At 70.5% G+C, this 17446-nt stretch carries 14 protein-coding genes; 5 read left to right on the top strand and 9 right to left on the bottom strand.

From position 1 onward, the window contains the following. Positions 1–11: 11 nt before the first annotated feature. From ACZ7M7_RS01810 to ACZ7M7_RS01795, 4 genes are all read right to left on the bottom strand, one after another. Complete coding sequence (locus ACZ7M7_RS01810) at positions 12–1673, bottom strand: alkaline phosphatase D family protein (RefSeq protein WP_383623849.1); 1662 nt, start codon at positions 1671–1673, stop codon at positions 12–14. A 93-nt stretch (positions 1674–1766) separates the two neighbouring features. After that, entirely contained in the window at positions 1767–2606 is an 840-nt protein-coding gene (locus tag ACZ7M7_RS01805; protein WP_383596663.1) for a thioredoxin domain-containing protein, read from the bottom strand. A 78-nt stretch (positions 2607–2684) separates the two neighbouring features. Next, positions 2685–3383, bottom strand: coding sequence for a hypothetical protein (locus ACZ7M7_RS01800; protein WP_472111799.1), 699 nt, complete (start codon positions 3381–3383; stop codon positions 2685–2687). Positions 3384–3472: 89 nt separating this feature from the next. After that, the gene (locus ACZ7M7_RS01795; RefSeq protein ID WP_383596669.1) at positions 3473–4798 is read right to left on the bottom strand and encodes a DUF2252 domain-containing protein; all 1326 of its coding nucleotides are present in this window, start codon (positions 4796–4798) and stop codon (positions 3473–3475) included. Positions 4799–5004: 206 nt separating this feature from the next. Here ACZ7M7_RS01795 and dnaE point away from each other — a divergent pair, with 206 nt between their 5' ends. Beyond that, positions 5005–8544 (top strand): DNA polymerase III subunit alpha, encoded by a 3540-nt coding sequence (dnaE, locus tag ACZ7M7_RS01790; RefSeq protein WP_383596672.1) that lies wholly within the window; start codon positions 5005–5007, stop codon positions 8542–8544. 107 nt (positions 8545–8651) lie between these two features. Here the strand turns inward: dnaE and ACZ7M7_RS01785 are convergent, their stop codons facing one another. Further along, on the bottom strand, positions 8652–8816 hold the full coding sequence (locus ACZ7M7_RS01785) for a hypothetical protein (protein ID WP_369270446.1): 165 nt from the start codon (positions 8814–8816) through the stop codon (positions 8652–8654). A gap of 245 nt (positions 8817–9061) precedes the next feature. Here ACZ7M7_RS01785 and ACZ7M7_RS01780 point away from each other — a divergent pair, with 245 nt between their 5' ends. The 4 genes from ACZ7M7_RS01780 (at position 9062) to ACZ7M7_RS01765 (ending at position 13145) form a co-directional block, all read left to right on the top strand. Beyond that, positions 9062–10279, top strand: a complete 1218-nt coding sequence (locus tag ACZ7M7_RS01780) for an NYN domain-containing protein (RefSeq protein ID WP_383596675.1) — start codon at positions 9062–9064, stop codon at positions 10277–10279. Positions 10280–10434: 155 nt separating this feature from the next. Continuing rightward, positions 10435–11409: an ABC transporter ATP-binding protein gene (locus ACZ7M7_RS01775; protein WP_472111794.1), complete on the top strand. Its 975-nt coding sequence runs from the start codon at positions 10435–10437 to the stop codon at positions 11407–11409. 82 nt (positions 11410–11491) lie between these two features. Beyond that, entirely contained in the window at positions 11492–12316 is an 825-nt protein-coding gene (locus ACZ7M7_RS01770) for an ABC transporter permease (RefSeq protein WP_451169333.1), read from the top strand. Between the two features lie 34 nt (positions 12317–12350). Then, the gene (locus tag ACZ7M7_RS01765) at positions 12351–13145 is read left to right on the top strand and encodes an AAA family ATPase (protein WP_472111791.1); all 795 of its coding nucleotides are present in this window, start codon (positions 12351–12353) and stop codon (positions 13143–13145) included. 232 nt (positions 13146–13377) lie between these two features. Here ACZ7M7_RS01765 and ybaK read toward each other — a convergent pair whose 3' ends face one another. From ybaK to ACZ7M7_RS01745, 4 genes are all read right to left on the bottom strand, one after another. After that, complete coding sequence (gene ybaK / locus ACZ7M7_RS01760; RefSeq protein WP_451169331.1) at positions 13378–13878, bottom strand: Cys-tRNA(Pro) deacylase; 501 nt, start codon at positions 13876–13878, stop codon at positions 13378–13380. Positions 13879–13899: 21 nt separating this feature from the next. Further along, entirely contained in the window at positions 13900–14637 is a 738-nt protein-coding gene (locus ACZ7M7_RS01755) for an LON peptidase substrate-binding domain-containing protein (protein ID WP_383596689.1), read from the bottom strand. A gap of 11 nt (positions 14638–14648) precedes the next feature. Further along, on the bottom strand, positions 14649–15698 hold the full coding sequence (locus ACZ7M7_RS01750) for a hypothetical protein (RefSeq protein ID WP_472111787.1): 1050 nt from the start codon (positions 15696–15698) through the stop codon (positions 14649–14651). A gap of 151 nt (positions 15699–15849) precedes the next feature. Beyond that, entirely contained in the window at positions 15850–17442 is a 1593-nt protein-coding gene (locus ACZ7M7_RS01745; RefSeq protein ID WP_383596692.1) for an oxidoreductase, read from the bottom strand. Between the last annotated feature and the right edge of the window lie 4 nt (positions 17443–17446).

Raw genomic sequence — 17446 nt, 5'->3', positions numbered from 1 at the left:
GTACGTCCGCGTCAGACGGGGTCGTACGTCCGCTCGACCTTCTGCGTGCCGCTGCGGGTGCGGTAGGAACGGGCCCAGGACGAGGTCGCGCTCTGCTTCGTCTTGTCGGACAGGACGTAGTAGTCCATCTGCGCGCGCTCGGCCGTGATGTCCAGGACGCCGTAGCCGTGGCGGTCGGTGTCGATCCAGTGGACGTGGCGGTTGGCGGCTCGGATGATCGGGGACGCGATCGCGGAGACCGTGCCCTCGGGGACCTTGACGATGTCGTCGAGGTTGTCGGAGGTGACCGACGTGACGACGAACTCCGTGGCGGCGGAGGCGGACAGTGGGTAGGTACCGGCATCCACGGGCACGTCGTTGGCCCATGCCATGTGGATGTCGCCGGTCAGGAACACCGTGTTGCGGATCGCGTTCGAGCGCAGGTGGGCGAGCAGTTCCCGGCGGTCGTCCGTGTAGCCGTCCCACTGGTCGGTGTTGAGGGCGAGGCCCTCCTGCGGCAGGCCCAGCAGCTTGGCGAGCGGCTTGAGCAGGTCCGCGGTGAGGGAGCCGATCGCGAACGGCGAGATCATCACCGAGTTGCCGACGAGGCGCCAGGTGGTGTCGGAGGACTTCAGCCCCGCCTTCAGCCAGTCCAGTTGGGCCCGCCCGGTGAGCGTGCGGTCCGGGTCGTCGACGTCGCCGTTGCCGACGGTGACCTGCTGCGAGCGGAAGGAGCGCAGGTCGAGCAGGGAGAGGTCGGCGAGCTTGCCGAAGCGCAGGCTGCGGTAGGTGGTGCCGGCGATCGCCGGGCGCACCGGCATCCACTCGAAGTAGGCCTGCTTGGCGGCGGCCTGGCGCGCGGCCCAGGTGCCCTCGGCGCCCTCGGTGTGGTTCTCGGCGCCGCCCGACCAGGTGTCGTTGGCGATCTCGTGGTCGTCCCAGATCGCGATGACGGGCGCCTTCGCGTGCAGGGCCTGGAGGTCCGCGTCCGTCTTGTACTGGCCGTGCCGGATGCGGTAGTCGGCGAGCGTGAGGATCTCGTGGGCCGGCGCTGTCTGCCGTACGGACTTGCCGCGCGTGCCGTACTGGCCGGCGCCGTACTCGTAGATGTAGTCGCCGAGGTGCAGCCAGGCGTCCAGGTCGCCGCGGGCGGCCAGGTGACGGTACGAGGCGAAGTAACCGGCCTCCCAGTTGGCGCAGGAGACCACGCCGAAGCGCAGGCCCGCGACGGACGCGTTCGCCGCCGGCGCGGTGCGGGTACGCGCCACCGGGGAGTCCGTGCCGCCGGCCGAGAAGCGGAACCAGTAGTCGGTGGCCGGCTCCAGGCCGCGTATGTCCGCCTTGACGGTGTGGTCGGAGGCGGCCCTCGCGGTGGTCGAGCCTTTGGCGACGATGTTCATCAGCGACTTGTCCCGGGCCACGACCCAGCTGACCTCGGTGTCCGCACCGAGCCCCGAGCCGGGGGTGGCCCCGGGGGCGGGCGTCACCCGGGTCCACAGCAGGACGCCGTCGGGCAGCGGGTCACCGGAGGCGACGCCGTGCAGGAAGGCGGGGGCCGCGTCGGCGGCCTTGGCCGGCAGCGCGGCGGCGAGCGGGCCGGCCAGCACAGCCGTCGCCGCCGCGGCCTTGACGACCGTACGGCGGCGCGGGGTAAGGGAATTGAGCTGTTCGGATGATCTGTATCGACTGGTCACAGCCGATCAGGTTACTGATCGGTATGAGCAAGAGCGGGCGAACTTGGGAAAGTTCGCCCGCTCTTCACGCGGAGGCCGGAATTCCGGTCGGCGTCAGCCCTTGAGGGCCGCGTCCACCGCCTTGGTGTACTCGGCTGCCGTCCACGGCTGGTTGGGGCTGGAGGTCTCCAGGATCTTGCCGTCCACGACGAAGCTCGGCGTGCCCGTCACGCCGTCCTTGTTGGTGTCGAAGCTCTTGGACATGGCCAGCGCCCAGGCGTCGTAGGTGCCCTTCTTCACGGCGTTCTGGAACTTGGCGTTGTTCTTCAGGGCCGGGACCGAGTCGCCGATCTCGATCAGGTACTTGTCGTCCGCCAGCTTGTCCTCGGACTCCGCCGGGTGGAACTTCGTCGAGTAGAGCGCGGTCTTGTACTCGAGGAACGCCTCCGGGCTCACGTTCAGCGCGGCACCCATGGCGCTCATGGCGTTCTTGGAGCCCTCGCCGTTGGAACCGATCTTGCCGTCCTTCAGCCCGTCGCCGTCGAGGAACGTGCCGCCGACGAACTGGACCTTGTACTTGCCGTCCTCGATGTCCTTGTCGACGGTCGGGCCCACGGCCTGCTCGAACGAGGCGCAGACGGGGCAGCGCGGGTCCTCGTAGATCTTGACCGTCTTCTTGGCGCTGTCCTTGCCGATGACGACGGTCGTGCCGTTCGTGCCGGTGGTGTTGGCCGGGGTGACGACCTTCTTGTCCTTCACGGCCTCCCAGTGACTGGGCTTGTTGGCCTGGACGACCGCATAGCCGATGCCGCCGGCCGCCGCCAGGACGCCGACGACCGAGGCGGCGACGATGAGCTGCCGCCTGACCTTCGCTCGCTTGGCCTCGCGCTCGCGCTCGGCGCGCAGGCGCTCCCGGGCCGCCGACTTCGCCGCCTGGCTGTTCCGCTTGCTCATGTTGGTGATCTCCATGGGGACACGCACACGTCGTGTGCGGGATACGAATGGGTGGAGTGTGGTGTGCTCGGGTGCCGTTCACGCGCAGGTGAAGGCGGGCGAGCAGGGTGGTCCACGCCGTCCCAGGGAGTGCACGAAGAGGCGGTTGCGGGCGGCGGCCGTCCGGCGGGTGGGGCGCGGCAGGCGGCGGCCCGACCGGGGCAGCCGTACGGCCACGGCCGCCACCGCCAGCAGCAGCGGGCGGAACGTCGTCGCCGTGACCGCCCGCACCAGCTGGGCCAGGGCCCGCTCGCCGCGGCGCAGCCAGGCGGCGGCGAGGAGGCCGACGCCGACGTGCGCGCCGAGCAGCAGCCAGGCGGTGGCCGGGTCGGCGTGGGCGAGGAGGCCGCCGAGCTTGTCCGGGTCGGTGCCGGTGACCTGGGCCAGCGGGGTGCCGACCCGGGTGCCGTCGCCGCACAGGACGTCCCAGCCGACCGAGGCCAGCGGACCGGCGACCGGTCCGCCCGCCTTGCCGTAACAGACGTGCTGGCCGGTGGTGAGGATCGTGTCGGCGGCCAGCTCCAGCGGGATCAGCAGGGCGGCGATCCGCCCGAAGGTCCGCTCGCGGCCGGCCAGGGTGTACGCCAGGACGAACACGGCGGCGGCGAGCAGGGCCACCGTGTTCAACGGCAGGGGTGCCCGCGAGAGCAGCACGTGCGACGCGGTGCTGAGCGTCACGACGAGTGACGTGAACAGCGCCGCGCGTACGGCTCGCAGCTGGGTCCCGGATATGTCCATAGCGGTGGAGAGTGTGTCACGTGGGCCTGTAAGAGACCCCTAAAGGGTGCCTGTGAAGAGACGGTGCGGGCCAGGGAGCGGCCTTTCCGTCACAGACCCGGAATCCGGCCGTTGCGGAAGAGGTCCACGAAGGTCTGGTGGTCGGCACGCGCGCGTGCGCCGTAGGAGTGCGCGAAGTCGACCAGGAGCTCGGCGAAGCCCTCCTCGTCGGCCGCGATCGCCGCGTCGATGGCGCGCTCGGTGGAGAACGGCACCAGGGACTCGCCGGAGGTGTCGTCCGCCGCCGCGTGCATCGTGGCCGTGGCCCGCCCGAGATCGGCGACCACCGCCGCGATCTCCTCCGGCTCGTCGATGTCGCCCCAGTCCAGGTCCACGGCGTACGGCGAGACCTCGGCGACCAGCTGGCCCGCGCCGTCCAGCTCGGTCCAGCCCAGCCACGGGTCGGCGTTCGCCTGCAGGGCGCGCTGGGAGATCACCGTGCGGTGACCCTCGTGCTGGAAGTAGTCGTGCAGCGCCTGGTCCGTGATGTGCCGGGAGACGGCCGGGGTCTGGGCCTGCTTGATGTAGATCACCACGTCGTTCTCGAGGGCGTCGGTGTGGCCCTCCAGGAGGATGTTGTACGACGGCAGTCCGGCCGATCCGATGCCGATGCCGCGGCGGCCGACGACGTCCTTCACCCGGTACGAGTCCGGGCGGGCCAGCGACGCGTCCGGCAGCGTCTCCAGGTAGCCGTCGAAGGCGGCCAGCACCTTGTAGCGGGTGGCCGCGTCCAGCTCGATGGAGCCGCCGCCCGGCGCGAAGCGGCGCTCGAAGTCGCGGATCTCGGTCATGGAGTCCAGCAGCCCGAAGCGGGTCAGGGAGCGGGCGTCCCGCAGCGCGTCCAGGAGCGGGCCCTGCGCGGTGTCCAGCGTGAACGGCGGCACCTCGTCGCTCTTGGCGCCGGTCGCCAGGGCGTGCACGCGCTCGCGGTAGGCGGCCGCGTAGATCCGCACCAGCTCGGTGATCTGCTCGTCGCCGAGCGCCTTGGCGTACCCGATCAGGGCGACGGAGGCGGCGAAGCGCTTGAGGTCCCAGGTGAAGGGGCCGACGTAGGCCTCGTCGAAGTCGTTGACGTTGAAGATCAGGCGGCCGTTGGCGTCCATGTACGTGCCGAAGTTCTCCGCGTGCAGATCGCCGTGGATCCACACGCGCGAGGTGCGCTCGTCGAGGTACGGTCCGCCGCGCTTCTCGGGCTCCAGATCGTGGTAGAAGAGGCACGCCGTGCCGCGGTAGAACGCGAAGGCCGAGGCCGCCATCTTCCGGAACTTCACGCGGAACGCGGCCGGGTCGGCGGCCAGGAGCTCGCCGAAGGCGGTGTCGAAGACGGCGAGGATCTCGTCGCCGCGCTGCTCGCCGTTGAGCTTGGGGACCGACATCGCTGGGTGCCTCCTGGTGCATGAACGTGTACGACAGCGTTTCTGTCGTCTTCAACGGTCGGGGGCGGACGAAAGTGCCCGTCGTCCCTCGCTGTGAAGGTACGCGGGGCAGCCCTCGGAGTGTCAGTGCCGAGGCATAGACTTCGACGCTGTCCCCCGAACTGTCCGCCAGCCCGTTGCCGAGCGTTTTCCCTGGAGGCCACGCCGTGTCAAAGCCGCCGTTCACGCACCTGCACGTCCACACCCAGTACTCGCTGCTGGACGGTGCCGCGCGGCTGAAGGACATGTTCGACGCGTGCAACGAGATGGGCATGACGCACATCGCCATGTCCGACCACGGCAACCTCCACGGGGCATACGACTTCTTCCACACCGCGAAGAAGGCCGGAATCACCCCGATCATCGGGATCGAGGCGTATGTCGCCCCCGAGTCCCGGCGCAACAAGCGCAAGATCCAGTGGGGCCAGCCGCACCAGAAGCGGGACGACGTCTCCGGTTCCGGTGGCTACACCCACAAGACGATGTGGGCCGTCAACAAGACGGGCCTGCACAACCTCTTCCGGCTGTCCTCGGACGCGTACGCCGAGGGCTGGCTCCAGAAGTGGCCCCGGATGGACAAGGAGACGATCTCCCAGTGGTCCGAGGGGATCGTCGCCTCCACCGGCTGCCCCTCCGGCGAGGTGCAGACCCGGCTGCGCCTCGGCCAGGAGGAGGAGGCCCTCAAGGCCGCCGCCGACTACCAGGACATCTTCGGCAAGGACCGCTACTTCCTGGAGCTGATGGACCACGGGATCGAGATCGAGCACCGGGTGCGCAAGGGCCTGCTGGAGATCGGCAAGAAGCTCGGCATCCCGCCGCTGGTCACCAACGACTCGCACTACACGTACGCGCACGAGGCGACCGCCCATGACGCCCTGCTGTGCATCCAGACCGGCAAGAACCTCTCCGACCCGGACCGCTTCAGGTTCGACGGCACCGGCTACTACCTGAAGTCCACGGACGAGATGTACGCCGTCGACTCCTCGGACGCCTGGCAGGAGGGGTGCGCCAACACGCTCCTCGTCGCCGAGATGGTCGACACCGACGGCATGTTCGAGGCCAAGAACCTCATGCCGAGGTTCGACATCCCCGACGGCTACACCGAGGTCACCTGGTTCCAGGAGGAGGTCCGCCGCGGCATGGAGCGCCGGTTCTCCGGCGTCGTCCCCGAGGACCGCCAGAAGCAGGCCGAGTACGAGATGGACGTCATCATCCAGATGGGGTTCCCGGGCTACTTCCTCGTGGTCGCCGACTTCATCATGTGGGCCAAGAAGAACGGCATCGCGGTCGGCCCCGGCCGAGGCTCCGCGGCCGGCTCGATCGTCGCCTACGCCATGGGCATCACCGACCTCGACCCGATCCCGCACGGCCTGATCTTCGAGCGGTTCCTCAACCCCGAGCGTGTCTCCATGCCCGATGTCGACATCGACTTCGACGAGCGCAGGCGCGTCGAGGTGATCAGGTACGTGACGGAGAAGTACGGCGCCGACAAGGTCGCCATGATCGGCACCTACGGCAAGATCAAGGCGAAGAACGCCATCAAGGACTCCGCGCGCGTGCTGGGCTACCCGTACGCGATGGGCGACCGCCTCACCAAGGCGATGCCCGCCGACGTCCTCGGCAAGGGCATCGACCTCGACGGCATCACCAATCCCTCGCACCCGCGCTACAGCGAGGCGGGCGAGATCCGCGGGATGTACGAGAACGAGCCGGACGTCAAGAAGGTCATCGACACCGCCAAGGGCGTCGAGGGCCTGGTGCGGCAGATGGGCGTGCACGCCGCCGGCGTGATCATGTCCAGCGAGCCCATCGTCGACCACGCCCCGATCTGGGTGCGGCACACCGACGGCGTGACCATCACGCAGTGGGACTACCCGCAGTGCGAGTCGCTCGGCCTGCTGAAGATGGACTTCCTCGGCCTGCGCAACCTGACGATCATGGACGACGCCGTCAAGATGGTGAAGTCCAACAAGGGCATCGACCTCGACCTGCTGGCCCTGCCGCTCGACGACCCGAAGACCTTCGAACTCCTCCAGCGCGGCGACACCCTGGGCGTCTTCCAGTTCGACGGCGGTCCGATGCGTTCGCTGCTGCGGCTGATGAAGCCCGACAACTTCGAAGACATCTCCGCCGTGTCGGCGCTGTACCGTCCGGGCCCGATGGGCATGGACTCGCACACCAACTACGCCCTGCGCAAGAACAAGCTCCAGGAGATCACCCCGATCCACAAGGAGTTGGAGGAGCCCCTCGAAGAGGTCCTGGCCGTCACCTACGGCCTGATCGTCTACCAGGAGCAGGTGCAGAAGGCCGCCCAGATCATCGCCGGGTACTCGCTCGGTGAGGCCGACATCCTCCGCCGCGTGATGGGCAAGAAGAAGCCCGACGAACTGGCGAAGAACTTCGTCCTCTTCCAGAAGGGCGCCCGCGACAAGGGCTACAGCGACGAGGCCATCCAGGCCCTGTGGGACGTGCTGGTGCCCTTCGCCGGCTACGCGTTCAACAAGGCGCACTCCGCCGCGTACGGCCTGGTCTCGTACTGGACCGCCTACCTGAAGGCCAACCACCCCGCCGAGTACATGGCCGGACTGCTCACCTCGGTCAAGGACGACAAGGACAAGTCGGCCGTCTACCTCAACGAGTGCCGGCGCATGGGCATCAAGGTGCTCCCGCCGAACGTCAACGAGTCGGTGCACAACTTCGCCGCGCAGGGCGACGACGTGATCCTCTTCGGCCTCGAAGCCGTGCGCAACGTCGGCACGAACGTGGTGGAGTCGATCATCAGGAGCCGCAAGGCCAAGGGCAAGTACGGCTCCTTCCCCGACTACCTCGACAAGGTCGAGGCGGTGGCGTGCAACAAGCGGACCACGGAATCGCTGATCAAGGCGGGCGCGTTCGACAGCCTGGGGCACACCCGCAAGGGCCTCACCGCGCACTTCGAGCCGATGATCGACAACGTGGTCGCGGTCAAGCGCAAGGAGGCCGAGGGCCAGTTCGACCTCTTCGGCGGCATGGGCGAGGAGGAGAGCAACGAGCCCGGCTTCGGACTCGACGTCGTCTTCACCGAGGACGAGTGGGAGAAGACCTATCTGCTCGCCCAGGAGCGGGAGATGCTCGGTCTGTACGTCTCCGACCACCCCCTGTTCGGCCTGGAGCACGTGCTGTCCGACAAGGCCGACGCGGGCATCGCCCAGCTGACCGGCGGCGAACACGCGGACGGTGCCGTCGTGACCATCGGCGGCATCATCTCGGGCCTCCAGCGCAAGATGACCAAGCAGGGCAACGCGTGGGCGATCGCCACCGTCGAGGACCTCGCCGGTTCCATCGAGTGCATGTTCTTCCCGGCGACGTACCAGCTGGTGTCGACCCAACTCGTCGAGGACGCCGTCGTGTTCGTCAAGGGCCGCCTCGACAAGCGCGAGGACGTGCCGCGGCTGGTCGCGATGGAGCTCCAGGTCCCCGACCTGTCGAACGCGGGCACCAACGCGCCCGTGATCCTCACCATCCCGGCCACCAGGGTCACCCCGCCGATGATCAACCGCCTCGGCGAGATCCTCAGCCATCACAAGGGCGACAGCGAGGTACGTATCAAGCTCCAGGGCCCGACCAAGACGACGGTGCTGCGGCTGGACCGGCACCGTGTGAAGCCCGACCCGGCGCTCTTCGGTGACCTGAAGGTGCTGCTCGGCCCGTCCTGTCTGGCGGGCTGAACGGCCGGACGCCGAAGCGTCGGCGCTGAATGCGCGAGAGGGGCGCACCTCGCACGGGGTGCGCCCCTCTCGATGTGCCTGGGTCTCAACGACCCGATATGCAGACGTCAGTTGTGACCGAAGCGCTTCTGCCGGCCTTTGCGGGCCATGTCGCCGGGAGTCACCTGCGTGGCGCGCTGCTCGGTCTGCGTCTCCATCGCGGACTGCTGAGCCTGCTGCTGACCACGCTCGGACTGCGGCTGCTTCCGGTCCTGCTTCTTGTTCTTGGCCATGGTGATGCCTCCTGTGGGGGATCTAGGGGCCAGGGCCGGGACCAGACTCACATAGGCTGACTAAGAACGCATTTCGGATAATTACCGTGCGTAACAGCGGTTGTCGGGGCGTGAGGCATGGCGCACCGAGGAGTCGATGCCCCGAAACGCCACGCCGAAGATCGAGTTCGCCCCGTTAACCCCCGCGTGGTCGGGCAGACTCGAAGGAAGCCCAAAGCAAAACTCCCGGGAAGAGGGTGAGTCGCGTGGACCGCTGCATCGTCCTGGTGGACGCCGGGTATCTGCTGGGGGCCGCCGCCAGCCTGCTCGCCGGGGAACCGTCCCGGTCCCGGATCGCCGTCGATCACGCCGCCCTCATCCAGGGCCTACGCGAACGCGCCGAGTCCGACACCCAGCAGCCCCTGCTGCGTATCTACTGGTTCGACGGCGCCCCCGACCGCGTCCCGCAGCCCGAGCACCGCAGGCTGCGGGTGATGCCCCGGGTCACCGTCCGGCTCGGTGCCCTGACCCGAAGCGACGGCCGCTGGGCACAGAAGGGCGTGGACGCCGCGATGCACGCCGAGCTGACCGAACTGGCCCGCAACCGCGCCTGCTCGGACGTCGTGCTGGTGACCGGTGACGGGGATCTGCTGCCGGGCATGATGGCCGCCAAGGAGCACGGGGTCGCCGTACATCTGTGGGCCGTACAGGCCGCCGACGGCGACTACAACCAGTCCGAGGACCTGGTCGCCGAGGCGGACGAGCGGCGCGTGCTCGACCGCACGTGGATCACCAAGGCCGTACGCGCCAAGGAGCTCACCGGGGTGTGCGCGCCGCCGCCCGTGCCCCGCCCCGAGATCGCCGCGATCCTGTCCGCGCCGCTGCCCGACTCGGCGCTCGGCGCGACGACCCAGCGGGCCACCGAGGAGGCCGAGCACGCGCAGGCCGCCGCCTCGGAGAACGGGACACAGGAGCGGGTGCCCGCGCCCAAGGGTGTGCCCACGCCCAAGGACCTCGCCGCCCTGCGCGCGCCCGGTGTGCCGCCCGCCCCGAACCCGGCGAGCGCGACCCTGCGGTGGTCCTCGGACAAGGGCTGGGTCGACCGGCCCGGCGTCGCGGCCGAACCACCCGACGCCGCCTCCATGCCGACGCTGGCGCAGCTGACCACGGCGGAGCAGCGGTGGGCCGACCGGGAGGAGGACATCACGACGGTCGGCGGCGACCCCTACGAGGTGGGGCAGGTCTTCGCACGGCGGTGGATGGAGCGGCTCGGGGAGCAGAACAATCTGCAGAAGCTGTCCGGGATGTATCCGCGGATCCCGCACCGGATCGACGGGGAGCTGCTCAGGTACGCCGCCCGGTTCGGGCTGCTCGCCCACAAGGACGACCAGATCGACGAGCACGACCGGTACGCGATCCGTGCCGGGTTCTGGCGGGAGATCGACGTACGCACGGCCGCGGAGCATGCGCCTGCCGGGGAGTGACCCCGGCGAATTCCGGGTTACGGCGGATTTCCTACGGCAAGCAGGCGATTTGTGCCCAGTGGCCGCCCCGGGCACGGAACGGGGGTCCGGACCCCGTAGGCTCGTCCCTTGTGAGTACGCGCGCGGCACAGGCATTTCGGCACGATGGTGATGTCGTGTGCTCCCTGCGTGGGCTGACCAAGACCTACCCGGCCGTGCGAGGACGGCGCGGGGCGCCGGGCACGCCCGAGGCGCGGGCCACCGACGACGTACGGCTGGACATCCGGCGCGGCGAGATCTTCGGACTGCTCGGACCCAACGGCGCCGGCAAGACCACGCTCGTACGACAGCTCACCGGCCTCATGCGGCCCGACGCCGGGAGCGTCGAGATCCTCGGGCACGACATCGTGCGGCATCCGGAGCGGGCCGCACGGATTCTGGCGTACCTCGGGCAGGAGTCGACCGCCCTCGACGAGCTGACCGTCTCGCTCGCCGCCGAGACGACCGGGCGGCTGCGCGGCCTGGACGTACGAGCGGCGCGGGCCGAGCGGGACGCCGTACTCGACGAACTGGGACTCACCCCGCTCGCGGACCGGCCGCTGAAGAAGCTGTCCGGCGGCCAGCGGCGGCTGGCCTGCTTCGCCGCCGCGCTGGTGGGGGAGCGGCCGCTGCTCGTGCTGGACGAGCCGACCGCCGCGATGGACCCGGTGGCACGGCGGGCCGTGTGGTCGGCCGTGGACCGGCGCCGCGCCGAGCGCGGCACGACCGTCCTGCTCGTCACCCACAACGTCATCGAGGCCGAGACCGTGCTCGACCGGGTCGCGGTGCTCGACCGGGGCCGCGTGATCGCCTGTGACACGCCGTCCGGGCTCAAGGAGCGCGTCGCGGGCGAGGTCCGGGTCGATCTGCTGTGGCGGGACCGGGCGCCGCTGGACGTGCCCGAGGTCGCCGCGCTGCAGGACCGGGTCGTGGAGTCCGGGCGTCGCTGGACGCTGCGGCTGGCCCCCGAGGAGGCCCGCGCGGTCGTCGCCACGGTCACCGGCGGGGCCGCCTTCGCCGCGCTGGACGACTTCACGCTTGCCACGCCGAGCCTGGAGGACGTCTATCTGGCGCTGGGCGGCGCCGCACAGCAGGGGCTGGTGAAGGCTTGAGCACGCAGACCGCCGTATCCGTATCCGTACGGAACAGGGCCACCTCCCCAGTGAACCCCCGTGTGAAAGGGAGCAGCGCCACGTGAGTGTCGTACCCGCCGAGGTTCTGCCGGGCAGCGCCCTGGCCGTGGACGAGACGGCCGCGCCGGCCGTGGCCGAGCTCGGACCGCGTGCGCGGCTGTGGCCGTCGCTGTGCGCCGTGTACCGGGCGCAGCTGTCCCGGGCGCGGGTCGCGCGCATCCCGCTGCTGTTCGTGGCGACCTTCCAGTCGATCGGGATCATGATCCTGATGCGCGGGGTCGTGGACGGCGGGGCCGAGGCACAGGCCGTGGTGGCCGGGTCGTCCGTGCTCGTGGTCGCCTTCGTCGCGCTGAACCTGCTCGCGCAGTACTTCGGACAGCTGCGGGCCAGCGGCGGGCTCGATCACTACGCCACCCTGCCGGTGCCGCCCGCCGCGGTGGTGCTCGGCGCGGCGGGGGCGTACGCCTCCTTCACCGTGCCGGGGACTGTGGTGACCGCGCTCTTCGGGTGCGCGCTGTTCGGGCTGCCGGTGACGCATCTGTGGGTGCTTGTCGCGGTGATCCCGCTGGCGGGCGCCGCGCTCGCCGGACTGGGCGCCGCGCTCGGGCTGCTCGCCCCCCGGCCCGAACTGGCCACGCTGCTCGGGCAGTTGGGGATGTCCGCGGCCCTGCTGCTGGGCGTGCTGCCTGCCGACCGGATGCCCGACGTGGTGCGGTTCGCGCGGGATCTGCTGCCCTCGACGTACGGCGTGGAAGCCTTCGCGCGGACCTTCGGACCGCACCCCGACTGGGCCTTCGTACTGGGTGACCTCGCCGTGTGCGGGGTGGTCGGCGTCGTCTCGCTGGCCGTCGCCACCTGGGCGTACCGCCGGGCGGCCGTCCGGTGACGCGTCGCACAGGGCGGCCTGGCACGATGGCAGGGTGACCGCTCCGCTGACTCCACCACCGCACCCGCGTGACCAGTCCCCGAACAACGCGTGGCAGCCGCCCGCCGGTGGGCACGCGGGTTCCGCCTCCTACGGGGCCCCTCAGGGTGCTTCGCACGACGCTGGGTACGGTGCCCCGCCGGGGGCGCCGAGTCCGCATGGCTCCCATGGCTCTCACGGCCCGTACGGCATATCTGGCTCGTACGAACAGGACGGTCCCGGTATGAAGACCGAAGTGCGAGAGGCCGCCGTGGTCGCGGTGGTCGTGGCGTTCTTCGGGGCGCTGCTCGGGGTGCTGTGGTGGTGGCTGGCGCCGAGTGTGCCGCTGGTCGGGGATGTCGTCGACAAGAGCTGGGTCGTCTACTTCAAGGACTCCGAGGGGGAGCAGGCTGTCGGGGTGGACGGAACGTTCACTCTGCTTGCGCTTGCGTTCGGGCTGGTCAGTGCCGTGGGTGTGTTTCTGTGGCGGCGGCGCGGGGGTGTGCCGTTGGTGGTTGCGCTGGCGGTCGGGGGGTTTCTCGGGTCGTTGCTGGCCTGGCGGGTCGGGGTGTGGCTCGGGCCCACCGAGAATGTGATCGCTCACGCGCAGGATGTGGGCAAGGGGGTTACGTTTTCGGCGCCGTTGAAGTTGGGGGCGAAGGGGGTGTGGCTGGCGTGGCCTCTTGCCGCGTTGGTGGTGCACCTCGGGCTGACGGCGTTGTTCGGGCCTCGGGACGCGGATCCGTATCAGGGGCCGGGGCCCTCCGAGGGGCATCAGCAGGCGGGGCCGTACGGGGTGCCGCCGGCGTAAGGCCGGCGATGACATCCCCCGCTGTCGGCCTGAAGGGCCTCGTCCTCAAAGGCCGGACGGGCTGAAATGCCTGGACCGGCGTCGAGAGGCGGAGGCCGACCTTACAGAGTCACGCCCTACGCCGGGCGGCGCCCATGGTTCGAGCGGCCCTTTTTGATGCGCCACTTGCGTTTCCGGGTTTTCTTCGACATGTCTCTCGTACTTAACCGAGGAGACCGGGTTCGTCGAGGGGTCACGCACGCCCGATGGGGGCCAGGGTCGCGTTCGTGAGGGTGGCCAGGTCGGTGGGGGAGAGTTCGACCTCCAGACCGCGGCGGCCCGCCGAGATACAGATCGTGGGGTGGGCGGAGGCCGAGGCGTCCAGGACCGTGGGGAGCCTCTTGCGCTGGCCGAGGGGGGAGATGCCGCCCCGGACGTAGCCCGTGGTGCGTTCCGCCAGGGCCGGGTCGGCCATCGCGGCGCGCTTGCCGCCGACCGCTGCCGCCAGGGCCTTGAGGTCCAGTTGGCCGGCGACCGGGACCACGGCCACGGTGAGGTTGCCGTCCACGTCCGCGACGAGCGTCTTGAAGACCCTGTCGGGGGACACGCCCATCGCCTCGGCCGCCTCGTCGCCGTAGGAGGGGTGCGAGGGGTCGTGATCGTAGGAGTGGGTCGTGTAGTCGATGCCCGCCGCGGTCAGGGCCACGGTCGCCGGTGTGCCGCCCGACTGCTGCTTCTTTGACTTCTTCGCCATGTCGATCCGCTCAGTTCCTGCTCAGTTGAGGCTCGTCGGGCCGCGCGTCAGATCCGACGCCGGCAGGGACGGCAGCGTACGGATGATCGAGGTCTCGGAGCGAAGGAGTTTCAGCTCGTCGCGCAGGCGGGACGCGATGTCGGCGGACTGGAGCAGGCGTTGCTTCGTCGGCGTGTCCAGCATCATCGCGGCCGCCACCAGGTAGGAGACGACCGAGGGCTGGTCCGGGAGGTCGGCCGTGGTGGAGAGGGAGCGTTCGCGGGCGCCCGCGAGGCGCTTCTGGTACTGGCGGAACGCGCGGAGGACGCCTTCGGCCAGGGCCCCTGCCTCCTCGCCCGACTCATCGGGCAGTTCTTCCAGTTCCGCAGTCAGGAAGGGCCCCGACGCGTCCACCGACAGCAGCCGCACCCGTGTCGTGCCCGTCGCCAGCACCTCGAAGGTGCCGTCGGCCCGCTCCCGGATGGTCGCCGCGTCCGCCACACACCCCACCCCGTGGAACGCCTTGACCGGGTCCGGGCCGAAGCCCGCCGCCGGGCCGCGGTCGGGCAGCGCCGTGGGGTCCGGCATGCCGGGGGCGCTCTGGGCCACCTCGTGGCCGTCGCGGATCGCCACGACGGCGAAACGGCGCGCTTCCTCCTCGGGGGTCTTGAGGAGGTCGCGCATCATGGCGCGATAGCGCTCCTCGAAGACGTTGAGCGGCAGCACGAGACCCGGGAACAGCACCGAGTTCAGGGGGAAGAGCGGAAGGCGGACGGTCACGGCGCCAAAGCCTAGTGGTCGCCCGAGTGAACGCGTCCGGCGAGCCCACCTGGTGGATGTCCGCCGCGGGCACCGCGAGCCCGCGTAGAGGTGGCCGCCCGTCGCCGCACCTCGTCGCGCACCTCCAGGAACCCGCCCAGCGGATCGTCCGAGAACCGGCTCCAGGGGAAGGAGGTGGCGTACGGGCCGATCAGACGCAGCTGCTCCAGGGCGTCCTCCCAGCGGCCCAGCCGCACCAGGACGCACGTCAGCTTGTTGCGGATCGCCGCCGGCCAGAGGTCGGCCGCCGGGAACCGGGCGGACAGCGCGATCGCCCGGTCGGCCGCCGCGTCCAGCCGCTCGGGCGGCACCCCGGGACCGCAGCCGTCGTTCAGGTACGAGAGCACGGCCCGGGTCGGCAGGGCCTGCACCAGGGAGTCGGCCGGGGCGTCCTGTGCGGCCCGGTCGGCGAAGTCGAGGCACTCGCGGTGGGAGCCGTGCCAGGACGAGGCCAGATAGCGCAGGGCGGCCACATGGCAGCCGTAGTGGAGCGGGGCGCGGCGCAGGGCCGCCTCCCACAGCTCCCCGAAGTAGGTGTGCCCGGCGCGTGAGCCGCGCGCGTGGTCCAGTGCGATCCGCCAGGGCACCGGGTCGCGGTCGTCGGCGCGGGCCGCGGCGGTGATCAGCGGGCTCACCCCGCGCAGCAGCTCGGCGCGGGCCGGTGACTGCCAGGCGTGGTCCACGGCGACCTGGGCCCTGACCAGCAGGACGTCCGGATCGTGCGGGGCGGCGGTGGACCAGGCCTCCAGCCACTCCGGACGCGAGCGTGCGAAGGCCGCAAGGCGCAGCGCGTATCCGTCGCGGTGGTCCCACTGCGCCTTGTGCCGCGTGGTGGCGAGCAGCTCGGCGGCGGTGTCGTACGCGCCCCGCCCGGCCGCGACCAGCGCGGGTCCGAGGCGGTCGTCGGGCGCGTCGAGGAGCACCTCGTCGTCGACGGGGAGACCGACGGCGTGGTGTTCTTCGGTCCTTGTCGTCCGGGACGCCCGGCCGAACGGGGGCAGCAGAGCCATGGTGTCGACCATTGAAGGACCGCTGGTCACGCCCGCGCCAGAGGGAACGGGCAAGACGTGGAAAGTTGTACGCCGTCAGGTCAAGAACAGGTAAAGGTCCACTGTTCAACAACTGTCCGACATCTATATCTTCGCCCCTGCAGTCACATCATCCTCATCGGCCTCAGCTCCGGCGCAGCATCCGTGTCGCCCCCGCTGCCACCGTCGTCGCCAGGATCCAGCCCAGCAGGATCATCGCCGCGGCCAGCCACTGCCAGGCGCCGCTCAGCTGCCAGAACCCGACCTGGCCGAGGTCGATCACCGGAAGCAGCAGGTCGAGGGCGAAAAGGGTCGGGTTCCAGGCCGGATGCTCGCCGCCCTTGAGCGGCGGTGGGTCGGCGTAGGTGAAGGCCACCGAACTCGCCGCCCAGAGCACGGCCATCCACACCGCCGCCCGGCCGGGTCGATAGCCGTACGCGACCATCCAGTCCTGGGCGTATCCCACGAGCTTGGCGGCCGGCGGCAGGGTCTCGCGGCGGCGGCGCTGCTTGGCGAGGAGCACCTCGCGCGCGTCCTCGTCCTCGCCGCCGGCCCGCAGCACGGTGGCCAGCCGCTCGTACGGCTCCGGGTTGTACTCGGCGGTCGCGGCGGTCACCCACTCCAGCCGCCGCTCCAGCGGGAACGGACCGCGCGGCACCAGGTTCTCGTACTGGAAGCCGCCCATGTGCAGCCGGCCGGGGCCCGGCCAGGCGTCGGCCCGGTCCATCAGGTTGACCACCCGCGCCCCGGACAGCACCACGCCGCCGCGCTCCGCCCGCTCGCCGAGGAAGCGCAGCTCGGGCGTCTGGATGCGGCGCAGTGACAGCTCCTGCTCGTCGGTGAAGGTGAACCGGGCCCGCTCCAGGTCGACCGCGTCCCCGAACCGCCCGTCGTCGAGCCGTACCCCGCCCTGGCACTCGAACCGCTGGATGCGCGTCCCGCGCGCGGGAGTACGGCCGCTCAGCAGCGGGCTGCTGCCGACGCCCGCCGGGGTCAGGTACAGCGTGCGCCCGACGGTCAGCTGCGGGGCGTTCAGCGCGAGCCGCGTGTACGGGTTGACCAGCCGCGCGCCCCGCAGGCTCAGCGACACGCCGATGCTGGCGCCGCGCAGGCTCAGCTCACCGTGCGACTCCAGCATCTCGGCCTGGAGGTCCTGGCCGACGCTGATGCCGTCCGCGGCTATCGAGCGCCCGCTGCGGTCGCGGTAGACGATCGCCTGGTTGAGCAGCAGATCCGTGCCGATGTGGGCGTCGGTGAGCCGTACGCCGTTGTGGAAGCGGCAGCGTGGCAGGTGCAGGTCGCCCTCGGTGTTCACGCGGGCGGCCTCCAGGCGTGGCACCGCGCAGTCCACCAGCCGCAGGGTCGTGAAGCGGGCCTCCGGCAGCAGGATCTCCCGGTCGAAGCGGCAGCGGCGCATCTCGACGTACGGCTCCACCGTGCCGCCCGCCAGGTCCATCGTGCCGCTGATCCGCACGCCGACCAGCTTCAGCGAGGAGACCCGGCCGGCGAGGGCGGGTGGGCCGTCCAGCAGCAGCCAGCAGACGATACGCGCGCGTACCGTTCGCTCGTCTCCCCAGGGATGCCCGCCGTGCGGATCGTCGACGACGGTGTCGCCGCTGCTCAGGTCGTACACACTGCCGTTGCGGAAGGCCTGCCACATGCCGAGTTCGGCGGCGGTCAGGTCGTTCGGCAGGTCGTCCGGCAGGTCTCCGTCGCGGAGGCCGGCGCCTTCGGTCACGTCT

This window comes from Streptomyces sp. NPDC111606 (genome assembly GCF_055656945.1).
This window is presented reverse-complemented; position numbering and strand designations above follow the sequence as displayed.